The organism is Streptomyces flavofungini, assembly GCF_014650815.1.
Classification (GTDB): domain Bacteria; phylum Actinomycetota; class Actinomycetes; order Streptomycetales; family Streptomycetaceae; genus Streptomyces; species Streptomyces flavofungini.
The window spans coordinates 84,032-97,282 of sequence record NZ_BMVR01000002.1 but is presented as its reverse complement, the minus strand read 5'-3'; the positions used below and the strand labels follow the sequence as shown (position 1 = coordinate 97,282).

Sequence of the window (13,251 nt, the reverse complement as noted above, 5' to 3'; positions counted from 1 at the left end):
GTGCCGCCCGGGACCGGACGGGCCCGCCCGGTCAGGGCGGGCCCGGGCAGGGTCAGGCGGCCTCCCACAGGGCGGGAGTGTTCGGGGGCTCCCAGCCGGGCTGGGACTGGTGCGGCTGGAGGCAGCGGTAGGTGGCGCCGTCGTAGGTGACGGTGTCACCGGCCGCGTACACGGAGCCGGCCGCCCAGGTGCCGGACGGGTCACCGGGGCCGGGGCCCGGGTCCTGGCCGCCGCCCGTCGTCTTCAGCGTCAGCTGGTATTGCTGAAGCAGCGGGTTGATCGGCTGGTGGAACGTGGTGCCGCCGGAGCGGCAGTTGCCCGAACCACCGGACGTCACGCCCTGCGCCTGGCTGCCTGAGATGTACGAGCCGCCGGAGTCACCGGGCTCCGCGCACACGGTCGTACGGGTCACACCGCTGATGGTGCCCTCGGGGTAGGTGACGCTGGTGTTGTGCTGCGAGATCGTGCCGCAGTGCCAGCCGGTCGTCGATCCGGAGCGGCAGATCGAACCGCCCACCGGCGACTGCGTCGAACCGGCGACGCTCACGCGCTGACCGCCGGAGCCCTTGACGTAGGGCGTCGACGTCCACTGCGCGTTGGCGGCCACCCACGCCATGTCCCGGCCCGGGAAGATCGAGGCCCGGAACGTGCCCTGGGCCTGCTGGTTCACGCCGCGCGTGGTCGTGCCCGCACGTCCGCAGTGACCCGCCGTGGCGAAACCCTGCGTGGCGCCCTGTGTGATGGAGAAGCCCACGGAGCAGCGGCCACCGCTGCCCATGTAGTACGCCTCGCCGCCCACGATGTCGTAGAAGGGCCGCGGCCGTTCGGCGGTCCTCTGTACCTGGACGAGCCCGCGATCGACCTTCGCCGCCTTGACCAGCTGGTGCGCGGCGGAGGCCTTGACGGCGTTCACCACGATCGCGTTGGACTTCACATCGACGTACCACACGGGCGCGTCGGCGGTCCGGGTGCTCTTCGCGGCCCGGTCCAACTTGGCCTTGGCGGCGTCCAGTTGGCCGAGTGAGTGGCGTACCACCAGGGCGCGGGCGCCCTCGGCCTCGATGGCCGCGACGTCCCGGGCGTCGGTGGTGGCGACGGTGAACGAGGCCGAGGTGGCGCCGCTCACCCAGGCGCCCGCGAAGTCCCGGCCGAGCGCGGACCGCAGGGCGCCGCCCGCGGCCCCCGCCTCCGCCTCGTTGGCCAGCCGCGCCTTGGCCTGCCCTGCGGTCAGCCGCAGATCACGCTGCATCGCCTTCAGGACCTCGGGCGACGTCTGACCCACGGCGGCGGCAGCCGCGGCGTCACGGGGAGTGGGGGAGGGGGACGGGGAGTCGGACTGCGCGACCGCCGAGCCGGGCAGCCCGGCGAGCACGAGCGCACCAGCGGCGGCCAGCGCGGCACCCGCCGCCTGCGCGCGGCGGAGCGCTTTACAACTGTCGTGAGTCGGGGAGGCATGTCTGAGCTGCATGGGGGTCTCCTCGGTGTGGACGGGGAGCGGCGGATCCCTGAAAGCGGGGAAGCGGGACCCGCGCGTTCTCCGGTCGACCACACCGTAGAAGGGTCAACAGCCGGTAAATAGATGCCAGTTGCCCCCCTACGCCGACGTTATGGACGGTGGGGACAGGAGGAGCCGCTGCCGTTGGGCCGGCGGGCGTGGGATGCCCGAGCCGGTGAGGATCGGGCCATCGGTATCGTCGGCCCCTAGCGCCCATCGAGAGGTTGAGACCCATGCCCGATGCTGACGGTTCCACATTCCCCGTGCAGTCCGACGTCCTGGTTCGCCAGGCCGATCTGGGCCGCGACGGCTCGGCCGACGCGATCGGCGTGGCCCGCTGGCTGGAGGATGCCCGGATACGGCTGCGCCTGCGCCGCTTCGAACGACTGGTGGCCTCCGGCGGGTTCGTTCCGTTCCAGATATTCTTTGTGAACCAGCACGTCGAGCGTCTTCGTCCCGTCGGCCGGGCAGGCGCCCGGGCCCAGGTCCACACCGGTGTGCGCCGCATCGGACGATCGTCGTTCACCTACGAGCAGGCCGCCTTCATCGACGGCGGCCGTGTGGCGAGCGGGAATGCCACCATCGTGCTCGTCGGCGCAAGCGGCGCCCTCCCGCTTCCGGACGAGCTGGTCGAGGACCTCGGTGAGCTGGCGTTGCCTGAGTCGAGCGCCGCACCCTCGGCCCGGCCGGGCCCGGAACGCGGCCAGCGGGACCACTATCGGTACTTCGCCCCGCTGCTCGCGCGCATTGGGGATGTCGACTCCAACCAACACGTCAACTACATAGCCCTGGCCACCTATTACGACGAGGCGATCGCCGCGTTCGTGCGGCACGCGGCGGGAACGGCCGAAACCGATCCGGTGCCGGACCTGCCCCCGCAGTCGTACCGAGTGCACTACCTCGGCGAGGTGACCTATCCCGGCCGTTACGAGATAGGTGTCGTCGTGCGCTCCGTCGATGCCGATTCCGTGTCCTACGAACTGGGTGTCTTCCGCGACAGCGAGTGCCTCGGGGTGGCCGAAGCGGTCGGGCCCCGGGGCGATCTGACCGCCGAGTCCTTGAAGGCGTGGACCGGCTGACCGTGCGCTCAGGGATTGCCTGCGCCCGAGCCCGGCACCACCCGAGCGCCCCGCCAGGGCTAACCCACCTCCGCCCCCGGCAGAGCCAGCCAAGCCGAATAGCTCTCACTGCGAGCCGCGGCCTCCGCGTGCGCGGCCCGCGCATGCGCCAGCACCTCCGCGGCCGTGTCATGCGCGTAGGTCTCCGGATGCCACCCCAGCAGATGCCGCCAGTACAACGGCGCCCCCGCAAGCGGCCGAGTGACGATCCCCCCGGTAGGCGGAAACGTGGCCCGGCACAACCCCACAGCCCGCCCCACCTGCACCAAATGCACGCACGACGCGGTATCGGTCTCGTACACCGAAGACGGCGCGAACCCGGCCCGCGCGCACGCGGCGGTGAAGCAGTCCCCGAAGCACCCGTCCCCGGGCACGTCCGTCCAGGCCTCGCCCGCAAGCCCGCCCAGCTCGACCTCCGTGGCCCCCGCAAGCCGATGCCCCGTGGCCAGCATGACGAACACCGGATCCCGAGCCACCTCCCGCCACACCAGTCGCTCACTCTCCGGCGGTGTGCTGGCCCCGCACGTCCCGACCAGGGCGAAGTCCAGCCGGGCGGCCGCCACCTGGGCGGCGATCTCCCGCTCCGACCAGGAGGTGTACGTGGACACGGGCTGATCGGGATGCGCCGCGGCCAGCCGGTCGACGAGCCCGCCGAGCAGCGGCCCGTGCGTACCCCCGAGCCGGAAACCGCGCTGATCCTGCCAGCCACGTGTGAACCGCTCGGCCTCCTCCTGGAGCCCGGTCACCGCGGGCAGCACGATGCGCGCCCGGGCGAGCACGAACTCACCGAGCGCGGTGGCCCGCACCCCCGACCTCCCGCGCTCGAACAGCTCCCCGCCCAGGGCCCGTTCGATCCGCTTCAGCTGGGTGCTGAGCGCGGGCTGCGCGAGGCCCAGGGCGGTGGCCGCCTTGGTGAGGCTGCCCGCGTCGGCGATCGCCCGGATCGTCTTCAGGTGCCGCAACTCCAGGTCCATGCGGTGAGCTTCGTCCGCGTCCGCGCCATCGGCAATACCTTGGTACGGACCTGAAAGCCCATCAAGTCCCGCAGGGGCTCCCCGACATGGCCCTGTCACCCCACCCGCTCACCCCGCTCCTGCTCCCGCCTCCGCATCGCCGGGCACCGCCCGCAGCAGCAACACCGACCGCGCGTCCACCCGCACCGCCGTCCCCGCCGCCAGCAACGCCCCCGGCGCCTCTCCCTGCTCCTCTAGCGAGGTGTCGACCAGGACCTCATAGGCGGCAGCCCACGGCGGCCCCGGCAGTACGAAGTCCACGGGCCGCTCCGCGGTGTGCAGCACGGCGAGGAAGCTGTCGTCCGTGACCGGCACCCCGTGCGCGTCCCGGCCCGGTATGTCGCGCCCCGACAGATACATGCCGAGCGTCGCCGCGGGCGCGTACCAGTCGGCCTCCGTCATCTCCGTGCCGCGCGCCGTGAACCACGCCAGGTCCCGCAGCCCGTCCGCCGAGTGCGCCCGGCCGGAGAAGAAGGACCGCCGCCGCAGCACCGGATGCCGGTGCCGCAGGGCGATGAGCCGCGACGTCAGCGCGAGCAGCTCCCGCCAGCCGGGCTCCGCGCGCTGCTCCCAGTCCACCCAGCTGATCTCGTTGTCCTGGCAGTACGCGTTGTTGCTGCCGCCCTGTGTGCGCCCCATCTCGTCGCCCGCGACGAGCATCGGCACGCCCGTGGACAACAGCAGCGTGGTCATCAGGTTCCGCAGCTGCCGCCGCCGCAGCGCGGCCACGTCCGGGTCGTCCGTCTCGCCCTCGACCCCGCAGTTCCAGGACCGGTTGTCGTCCGCACCGTCCCTGTTCCCCTCGCCGTTGGCCTCGTTGTGCTTGCGTTCGTACGTCACCAGGTCGCGGAGCGTGAAGCCGTCGTGGGCCGTCACGAAGTTCACCGACGCGTACGGCCGCCGCCCGCCCCACGCGTACAGGTCGCTCGACCCGGACAGGCGGTACCCCAGATCCCGTACATCCGGCAGGGCGCCGCGCCAGAAGTCCCGGACCGCGCCCCTGTAACGGTCGTTCCACTCCGTCCACAGAGGTGGGAACGCCCCCACCTGATAGCCGCCGGACCCCACGTCCCACGGCTCGGCGATCAGCTTCACGCGCCGAAGCACCGGGTCCTGCGCGATGACCGCGAGGAACGGCGAGAGCATGTCGACGTCGTGGAAGGAGCGCGCGAGCGCCGCCGCGAGGTCGAAGCGGAAGCCGTCCACGCCCATCTCCGTCACCCAGTACCGCAGCGAGTCGGTGATCAGGCGGAGCACGTGCGGCTGGACGACGTGCAGGGTGTTGCCGCACCCGGTGTAGTCGGCGTACCGGCGCGCGTCGCCCTGGAGCCGGTAGTAGCCGCGGTTGTCGATGCCCTTCAGGGACAGCATCGGCCCCAGCTCGCCCGCCTCTGCCGTGTGGTTGTAGACGACGTCGAGGATCACCTCGATCCCGGCCTCGTGCAGCGCCCGCACCATCCGCCGGAACTCGCCGACCTGCTGGCCGCGGGTGCCGGACGCCGCGTAGGCCGCGTGCGGCGCGAAGTACCCAATCGAGTTGTAGCCCCAGTAGTTCCTGAGGCCCCGGCGCAGCAGGTGGTCCTCGTGCGCGAACTGGTGCACGGGAAGCAGCTCGACGGCCGTCACCCCGAGGCGTACGAGATGGTCGATCGCGGCCGGGTGCGCGAGCCCCGCGTACGTACCGCGCAGGTGCTCCGGGACGCCCGGGTGCAGCCGGGTGAAGCCGCGGACATGGAGTTCGTAGATGACCGAGTCCGCCCAGGGCGTCTTCGGGCGCCGGTCGTCGCACCACTCGTCGTCGGGCGCGTCGTCGTGCACCACCACGCCCTTGGGCACGTACGGGGCCGAGTCGCGGTCGTCGCGCACGGTGTCGGCGACGTGCTGCTGCGGCCAGTCCCGGACATGGCCGTACACCTCCGGCGGCAGCGCGCCGTAGTCGTCGCCCGCGCCCGCGTCGACCGCGCGGGCGTACGGGTCGAGCAGCAGCTTCGCCGCGTTGAACCGGGCGCCCGTCCACGGGTCCCAGCGGCCGTGCACCCGGAAGCCGTACCGCTGCCCCGGAAGGACACCCGGCAGGAAGCCGTGCCAGATCTCGTGCGTCAGCTCCGTGAGCGGACAGCGGGTCTCGACGGTACGACCGCTCCCGCCGCCACCCGTGCCGTCCGCCCTGTCCGTGCTGTCGTCGGTGTCGTCGGTGTCGAACAGACACAGCTCGACGGCCTCCGCCCCGCCCGCCCACAGCGCGAAGTTGGTGCCCGCGACCCCGTCGGGCCCCACCCGGAACCGCGCGCCCAGCGGCGTCGGCGCCCCCGGCCACACGGTTCGCGCGGGTGCCTGCCGGGCCCGCGCCCCGCGCCCGCCGTTCGACCCGGCGGCGGTGGTCCGGCCGTCCTCCGGCCGGCCGTGGACCCGCGCCCGCTGGACTGCCTCCTGCTCGGCTGCGCTCGACACCTGCTCGCCTCCCGCGGCTCCGGCCGGTCGACGCGCGCGATCAGGGCGTGCGGCGTCCCGGCCGCGGCTGCCCGCACAACGTCCTTGCTGTCTGTTCTGCCCAGCCGGTGCGTCGCACTCACGTTTCCCCGGGCGGGCACGGTCGTTGGGACCCACGTGAGACAGGCAACGAGGCGCGCTCGGCGCGCAGGGGCCGCGCTGGCCGCAGCGGTGGCATGGGCAGGACTGGTACTCGGAGCCACGGGCTGCTCCGGCTCGGAGTTCGACGGGATGCTGGGCAAGCCGCCGCGGCCCGCCGACGCGATCCGGGTCACGCCCGGCGACGGCGACAAGAACGTGCGCGCCGGGGAGCGCCTCGAAGTGCGGGTGCCGGACGGGCGCCTGGAGTCCGTGCGGGTGGTGCGGTCCCAGGACGCACAGGAGGCCGAGGTGCCCGGGCGCATCGGCAAGGACCGCTCGACGTGGCGCCCGGTGGACGACGGGCCGCTCGCGCTCGCCGCCAAGTACACGGTGGACGCGGTCGCCCTGGACGGCCACGGGCGGCGCACCGCGCGGCACACCACGTTCACCACGTTCGTCCCCGACGAGCGCTTCATCGGGTACGTCACGCCGGAGAACCGCGCCACGGTCGGCACCGGCATGATCGTGTCCCTGGAGTTCAACCGCGAGGTCGTCGACAAGGAGGCCGTCCAGCGCGCCGTCCGGGTCAGCGCGGCACCGGACGTGGAGATCCGGCCGCACTGGTTCGGCGCCACCCGCCTCGACTTCCGCCCGCAGAAGTACTGGCGGCCCGGCACCGAGGTCACCGTGGACCTGGACCTGCGCGACGTGAAGGCCGCCCCCGGCGTCTACGGCCTGCAGGACAAGACGTTCTCCTTCACCATCGGCCGCAGCCAGGTCAGCCTGGTCGACGCCGCCGCGCACACCATGGCGGTACGCCGCGACGGCGAGCTGCTCTCCACGGTCCCGATCACCGCGGGCGCCCCGAAGACCACGACGTACAACGGCAAGATGGTCGTCACCGAGATGCTCGAGGTGACCCGCATGAACAGCCGCACCGTCGGCTTCGGCGGCGAGTACGACATCCCGGACGTGCCGCACGCCATGCGCCTGACCACCTCCGGCACCTTCCTGCACGGCAACTACTGGGCGCCGAACGCCCCCGGCAACACCAACGTCAGCCACGGCTGCGTGGGCCTGCGCGACGTGAAGGGCGGCAGTTCGCGGACGCCCGCGGGCTGGTTCTTCGACCGCAGCCTCATCGGTGACGTCGTCGAGGTCGTCAACAGCAACGACAAGAAAGTCGCTCCCGACAACGGACTCGGCGGCTGGAACATGGACTGGACGGAATGGAAGACGGGAAAGAAAGCCGCAGATAGGGAAAAGGACGACAAGAGGCCCCGCTCGGGCCGCCCCTGACGGCCACAGGTCCGCACCGTGAACGCAGTTGGAACGGAACGGTGACATTGGCGGGGAGTCATCGCTTCGGGGCCTGTGATTATCTAGCGCAGTGCGCGAGTCGGCTCATTCTCGACCACCGCGCGGGGCACTGGAGTGCGGGCCTGATCGGGCCGTGCGAGGGGAGAACGCTTTGAACGGGCGACCGATATCGGGGGCGTCGGCCCACGCGCGAAAGCGCGGGCGGCGGCGGGGCGCCAAGACACTGTTCGCGGCGGCGTCCGGGGCGACGCTGCTGCTCGTGACCGCGTGCGGCGGTGGCGGGGACTCCGGCGACGGGGACGGCGGCAAGGGCAAGGCGGACGACAACAAGCCCTCGCAGGCCGTCGTCACCATCGCCCCCAAGGACGGCGCGGACGCCGTGGCCACCAGCGGCGCGCTGAGGATATCCGCGGCCAAGGGCAAGCTGTCCGAGGTGACGGTCAAGGACCCCAAGGGCAAGGCCGTCCCCGGGAAGATCGTGGCCGATGGCGCGAAGTGGGCGCCCGAGCGGCATCTCGCGGCCGGCACCAAGTACAAGGTCCACGCGATCGCCAAGGACTCCGAGGGCCGTGCGTCCGCCAAGGACTCGGCGTTCACGACCCTGGTGCCGAAGAACACCTTCGTCGGCCAGTTCAACCCGGAGGACGGCACCAAGGTCGGCGTCGGGATGCCGTTCTCGGTGAACTTCTCGCGCGGCATCACGTCGCCGGCGGCAGTCGAGAAGGCCATCGAGATCAAGACCGAGCCGTCCGTGCCGGTCGAGGGCCACTGGTTCGGCAACGACCGCCTGGACTTCCGCCCGGAGAAGTACTGGAAGCCCGGCACCAAGGTCACCGTGAAGATGAACCTCGACGGCGTCGAGGGCCGCCCGGGGGTCTACGGCAAGCAGTCCAAGACCCTCACCTTCGAGATCGGCCGCAGCCAGGTCTCCACCGTCGACGTCAAGACCAAGAAGATGACCGTCGTGCGCGACGGCAAGGTCTTCAAGAAGATCCCCGTCACCACCGGCAAGCCCGGCTACGAGACGTGGAACGGCCAGATGGTCATCAGCGAGCGCCTCGAGGTGACCCGCATGAACGGCGAGACCGTCGGCTACGGCGGCGAGTACGACATCAAGGACGTGCCGCACGCGCAGCGCCTGTCCACGTCGGGCACGTTCATCCACGGCAACTACTGGGGCGGCGACGCCTTCGGCAACTACAACGCCTCGCACGGCTGCATCGGCCTGCGCGACGTGCGCGGCGGCTACGACAAGCAGGTGCCGTCCGCCTGGTTCTTCAACCACTCGATGGTCGGTGACGTCGTCGTGGTGAAGAACTCGAACGACAAGATCATCGCGCCGGACAACGGCTACAACGGCTGGAACATGTCCTGGGAGAAGTGGAAGTCCTAGCGCCTGTCCCAACGGGTCGGCTTCGACTCCTGACGGTTTTCGGAAAGGCCCGGCGCACTGTGACGCAGTGCACCGGGCCTTTCCCCGTGAACGCCCGCTAACGTGCCCCGCATGACAACTGTGCATCTCGAAGTCGCCGCGGGCGTCGGGACGATCCGTCTCGACCGGCCCCCGATGAACGCCCTGGACATCGAGCTCCAGGACGGCCTGAAGGACCTCGCGGCGGAGGCGACCGCCCGCGACGACGTACGGGCCGTCGTCCTCTACGGCGGCGAGAAGGTGTTCGCGGCGGGCGCGGACATCAAGGAGATGCAGGACATGGACCACGCGGCGATGATCGTGCGGTCCCGGGCCCTGCAGGACTCCTTCACCGCCATCGCCCGCATTCCCAAGCCGGTCGTGGCCGCCGTCACCGGGTACGCCCTCGGCGGCGGCTGCGAACTGGCCCTGTGCGCGGACTTCCGCATGGCCGCCGACAACGCCAAGCTGGGCCAGCCCGAGATCCTGCTCGGCCTGATCCCGGGCGCGGGCGGCACCCAGCGCCTGCCGCGCCTGGTCGGCCCGGCCAAGGCGAAGGACCTGATCTTCACCGGCCGCATGGTCAAGGCCGACGAGGCCCTGGCCATCGGCCTGGTGGACCGGGTGGTGCCCGCCGCCGAGGTGTACGAGCAGGCGCACGCGTGGGCCGCCAAGCTGGCGCAGGGTCCCGCGTTCGCGCTGCGGGCCGCCAAGGAGAGTGTGGACGCGGGCCTGGAGGCGGACATCGACACCGGCCTCGCCATCGAACGCACGTGGTTCGCGGGCCTGTTCGCCACCGAGGACCGCGAGCGGGGCATGCGCAGCTTCGTGGAGGACGGCCCCGGCAAGGCGAAGTTCCGCTGAAGTCAGGCCGGAGTCAGGCCAGTTGAAGGCCCGTCAGCCAAAGTGTCCCCCGAAGGGGCGGTTTATGGCAGGCTTAAGACAACCTTAAGGCGGTGCCCTGATGGGCACTCTGTGATCACCCATGAGCAAGAAGTCATCGCAGGTGAGAGCGGGTGCGGCAGGGCCCGAACTGCCGTTGGCATATGCCTGGACGGCCCCCCGGAATGGAAGCTTCCGGGGGGCTTATTCCGTCGGAACGGCCCCAACGCGGTCGCGGGGCGGCCATGATGGGGGGCATGGCGGGGCAGGAGGGCATCGAACAGCCGCAGCGGCACGCAGGTGTGACCGCGGCGCGCTGGTCTCCGGCAGTGGAGGACGAACACGGCCTGAAGGCACTGGAGTTGTTCGGCAACCCGACCGAAGCCGAGGTCCCGCTGCCCTCGCGCCCGGAGTCCGCAGCCATCGCCCGCCGCCTCGCGCAGGTGGTCGTCCTGCGCCACTGGGGACTGACCCCCAAGCTCACCGAGGACGTCGTCCTGCTGGTGTCCGAGCTCGTCGGCAACGCCGTGCGGCACACCGGCGCCCGCGTCTTCGGTCTGCGCACGCTGCGGCGGCGCGGCTGGATCCGGGTCGAGGTGCGCGACCCCTCGCGCGGACTGCCGTGTCTGATGCCCGTCCATGAGCTCGACATCAGCGGCCGGGGCCTGTTCCTCGTCGACAAGCTCGCCGACCGCTGGGGCGTGGATCTGCTGCCGCGCGGCAAGACGACGTGGTTCGAGATGCGGATCACCGACCGCTAGCGATCGCGCCCGTCCGGGTGCGCGTGAGCCCCTCGGGGCAAGCGAAGGTCCGTCGAGATACGCGAAAGCCCCCGGGGCCGTGGGTGGCGGCGCTGTCGGGGGCCTTCAAGCGAGGCCGGGACCGTGTGTGGGTGTGGTCCGCAGCCCGTAAGGCGACGTAGCTCGGGTCAAAGAGGGTCGCTCCGTCGACTATGGCAGACGGGGGCCTCCGATCCAAAAGTCCCAATGCGGGCATTCACGGTCATATCGTGACAGTTTAAAGGTGAATCCTTGGTGAGATAGAGCACGCACCTTGTAAACGATGGCTAAACGGCACCTGTGGGGGGTCATCGCGAGCCCGAGCGGAACTCCTTGGTCTGGACCGCTCCTCATGTCGATCAGCGGCTTTCGGAGGTCGCCGCCCTATAAATGGGTCGCGTGACTTCGACCGACCGGCGCGGCGCGCTGCGCATCGGCACTGGGCTCGCCCTCACCCCCCTCGCGGGCTGCGCCACGGCGGGAAGCAGCCGTGGGCCGCGCCCCGCGAGACAGCCGCACCGGGCGCCCGCGCCGGGCCCCCGGGCCTTCCCCGGCCTGCCCGCCCAGATCGCCCACAGCCCCCGCGGCCGCCCCGAGGTCGCCCTCACCTTCCACGGCCAGGGCGACCCCGCCACCGCCCGCGCCCTGCTCGCCGAAGCCGAACGCGCGGGCGCCCGCGTCACCGTCCTCGCCGTCGGCACCTGGCTCGACGAACACCCCGCTCTGGCCCGACGGATCCTCGACGGTGGCCACGACCTGGGCAACCACACCCTGCGCCACCGCACCATCAACAGCCTCCCCGAAGCCGAGGCCTACGCCGAGATCACCGGCTGCGCGGACCGCCTGCGTCGCCTCACCGGCGGCATCGGCAACTGGTTCCGCCCCTCGCGGGCCGAGCGCGCCACCCCGCTCGTCGCCCGTCTGGCCCGGCGCGCGGGCTACCCGCACGTCCTCTCCTACGACGTCGACTCCCTCGACTTCACCTCGCCCGGCGCCCCGGCCGTCACCCGCAAGATCGCCGCCGAGGTCCGTCCGGGCTCCTTGGTGAGCCTGCACTTCGGGTACGCGGACACGGTCGCCGCGCTCCCCGCCGTCCTGGACGAACTCGACCGCCGCGGCCTGCGCGCCGTCACGACCACGGAGCTGCTCACCTGATGCGAAACCTGACCCTGGCCACGCGCGTCGCCGCCCTGCTCGCGAGCACGGCCGTCCTCACCGCCCTCGCGGGCTGCGGCACCGAGCGCGGGGGCCGTGAGAACAAGGCCCTCGCGACCAAGGCCCCCGTCAAACCGGCCGAGCCGAAGAAGATCCACGGCCTGCCCGGCATGCCGCCCGTCCTCGACCCCAAGGACGTCTACGCCGCCGACCGGCCGAACAAGCTCTCCCCGGTGGTCAAGGACTTCCCGTCCCGGGTCTATGTCCCCAACACCAACTCCAACACGGTCTCGGTCATCGACCCGGCGACGTACAAGGTCATCGACACCATCCCCGTGGGGGTCCAGCCCCAGCACGTCGTGCCCTCCTGGGACATGAAGACGCTCTGGGTCAACAACAACCGCGGCCACACCCTCACGCCGATCGACCCCCAGTCCGGCAAGGCGGGCAAGCCGGTGGAGGTCCACGACCCCTACAACCTCTACTTCACGCCCAACGGCAAGTACGCCGTCGTCATGGCCTCGCTCGACCGGGAACTCGTCTTCCGCGACCCGCACAGCATGAAGCGCGTCAAGACCGAGCCGGTCAGCTGCTACGGCGTCAACCACGCCGACTTCTCCCTCGACGGGCGCTACTTCATCGTCTCCTGCGAGTTCAGCGGGGAGCTGCTGAAGGTCGACACCGAGAAGATGAAGGTCGTCGGGCAGCAGAAGCTGCCCTTCGACGGAGCCATGCCGCAGGACGTGAAGATGTCCCCCGACGGCAAGAAGTTCTACGTCGCCGACATGATGGCCGACGGCATGTGGGTCCTCGACGGCGACACCTTCGGCAAGCCCGAGCTCCTGCCGACCGGCAAGGGCTGCCACGGCCTGTACGTCAGCCGCGACTCCCGCGAGATGTACGTGTCGAACCGGGGCGAGGGCACGGTCTCCGTCTTCGACTTCCGCCAGGACAAGCTCACGAAGAAGTGGCGCCTGCCGGACGGCGGGAGCCCTGACATGGGCGGGGTCTCGGCCGACGGCCACACGCTGTGGCTCTCCGGCCGGTACGACTCGGAGGTCTACGCGATCGACACCCGGACCGGTGTCCAGGTGGCCCGCATCCCCGTGGGCGGGGGCCCGCACGGCCTGGCCGTGTATCCGCAGCCGGGCCGTTACTCACTGGGTCACACCGGCATCTTCCGCTGAGCGGCATGCGCGGTGAACGCCGTCCACGCCGTGGGGGGGGAGGGCGAGTTCGGGGGCCGCGCCGCCGGGGAAGGGGCGCCGACGGGTGGCCGTCGTTCAGCGGGTGTGAACGATGCGGCGCAATCGCGTACATCGGCGGTTTGATCAGGGGGGATCAGTCGGATGACGGAACGCGCCGAGATGATGACGGAACGCGCCGAGATGGAGATATTGCAGACGCGTCTCGTTGACCGAGGTCGGCCACGGGCTGCGCGACGAACTGCAGCCGGCGCCATCACCAGACGGTTCGGCAGCTCCAGTTTGCCCATGGTCAACGGTTC

The 13,251-nt window shown here is 71.1% G+C and carries 10 protein-coding genes; 7 read left to right on the top strand and 3 right to left on the bottom strand.

What is annotated here, in order from left to right; all coding sequences use genetic code 11:
* Window positions 1-52 precede the first annotated feature (52 nt).
* Window positions 53-1,468: a carbohydrate-binding protein gene (locus IE274_RS04260; protein WP_190114222.1), complete on the bottom strand. Its 1,416-nt coding sequence runs from the start codon at window positions 1,466-1,468 to the stop codon at window positions 53-55.
* Window positions 1,469-1,728: 260 nt separating this feature from the next.
* Between IE274_RS04260 and IE274_RS04255 the strand changes: the two genes are divergently transcribed.
* Window positions 1,729-2,574, top strand: coding sequence for a hypothetical protein (locus IE274_RS04255; RefSeq protein WP_190114221.1), 846 nt, complete (start codon window positions 1,729-1,731; stop codon window positions 2,572-2,574).
* A gap of 59 nt (window positions 2,575-2,633) precedes the next feature.
* Here IE274_RS04255 and IE274_RS04250 read toward each other — a convergent pair whose 3' ends face one another.
* Together IE274_RS04250 and glgX are read right to left on the bottom strand one after the other, a co-directional pair.
* Complete coding sequence (locus IE274_RS04250) at window positions 2,634-3,587, bottom strand: LysR family transcriptional regulator (RefSeq protein ID WP_190114220.1); 954 nt, start codon at window positions 3,585-3,587, stop codon at window positions 2,634-2,636.
* 108 nt (window positions 3,588-3,695) lie between these two features.
* Window positions 3,696-6,077 carry a glycogen debranching protein GlgX gene (gene glgX / locus IE274_RS04245; protein ID WP_190114219.1) on the bottom strand — a complete coding sequence of 794 codons (2,382 nt, stop codon included), beginning with the start codon at window positions 6,075-6,077 and terminating at the stop codon, window positions 3,696-3,698.
* A gap of 156 nt (window positions 6,078-6,233) precedes the next feature.
* Here glgX and IE274_RS04240 point away from each other — a divergent pair, with 156 nt between their 5' ends.
* From IE274_RS04240 to IE274_RS04215, 6 genes are all read left to right on the top strand, one after another.
* Window positions 6,234-7,496 (top strand): L,D-transpeptidase, encoded by a 1,263-nt coding sequence (locus IE274_RS04240; RefSeq protein WP_190114218.1) that lies wholly within the window; start codon window positions 6,234-6,236, stop codon window positions 7,494-7,496.
* A gap of 172 nt (window positions 7,497-7,668) precedes the next feature.
* On the top strand, window positions 7,669-8,910 hold the full coding sequence (locus tag IE274_RS04235; protein WP_190114217.1) for a L,D-transpeptidase: 1,242 nt from the start codon (window positions 7,669-7,671) through the stop codon (window positions 8,908-8,910).
* Window positions 8,911-9,021: 111 nt separating this feature from the next.
* On the top strand, window positions 9,022-9,792 hold the full coding sequence (locus IE274_RS04230) for an enoyl-CoA hydratase/isomerase family protein (protein ID WP_190114216.1): 771 nt from the start codon (window positions 9,022-9,024) through the stop codon (window positions 9,790-9,792).
* A gap of 275 nt (window positions 9,793-10,067) precedes the next feature.
* A complete protein-coding gene (locus IE274_RS04225; protein ID WP_190114215.1) occupies window positions 10,068-10,571 on the top strand; it encodes an ATP-binding protein in 504 nt (167 codons plus the stop codon).
* Between the two features lie 408 nt (window positions 10,572-10,979).
* The gene (locus IE274_RS04220) at window positions 10,980-11,744 is read left to right on the top strand and encodes a polysaccharide deacetylase family protein (protein WP_190114214.1); all 765 of its coding nucleotides are present in this window, start codon (window positions 10,980-10,982) and stop codon (window positions 11,742-11,744) included.
* Window positions 11,744-12,931: a YncE family protein gene (locus tag IE274_RS04215; RefSeq protein WP_190114213.1), complete on the top strand. Its 1,188-nt coding sequence runs from the start codon at window positions 11,744-11,746 to the stop codon at window positions 12,929-12,931. Before IE274_RS04220 ends, IE274_RS04215 begins: the two co-directional genes overlap by 1 nt.
* The last annotated feature ends 320 nt before the right edge of the window (window positions 12,932-13,251 follow it).

Bases quoted from the DNA above. Each gene is read 5' to 3' on its own strand.
- IE274_RS04255 (WP_190114221.1), top strand. From the start codon at position 1,729: ATGCCCGATGCTGACGGTTCCACATTCCCCGTGCAGTCCGACGTCCTG.
- IE274_RS04220 (WP_190114214.1), top strand. From the start codon at position 10,980: ATGGGTCGCGTGACTTCGACCGACCGGCGCGGCGCGCTGCGCATCGGC.
- IE274_RS04215 (WP_190114213.1), top strand. From the start codon at position 11,744: ATGCGAAACCTGACCCTGGCCACGCGCGTCGCCGCCCTGCTCGCGAGC.
- IE274_RS04225 (WP_190114215.1), top strand. From the start codon at position 10,068: ATGGCGGGGCAGGAGGGCATCGAACAGCCGCAGCGGCACGCAGGTGTG.
- IE274_RS04250 (WP_190114220.1), bottom strand. From the start codon at position 3,587: ATGGACCTGGAGTTGCGGCACCTGAAGACGATCCGGGCGATCGCCGAC.
- IE274_RS04260 (WP_190114222.1), bottom strand. From the start codon at position 1,468: ATGCAGCTCAGACATGCCTCCCCGACTCACGACAGTTGTAAAGCGCTC.
- IE274_RS04230 (WP_190114216.1), top strand. From the start codon at position 9,022: ATGACAACTGTGCATCTCGAAGTCGCCGCGGGCGTCGGGACGATCCGT.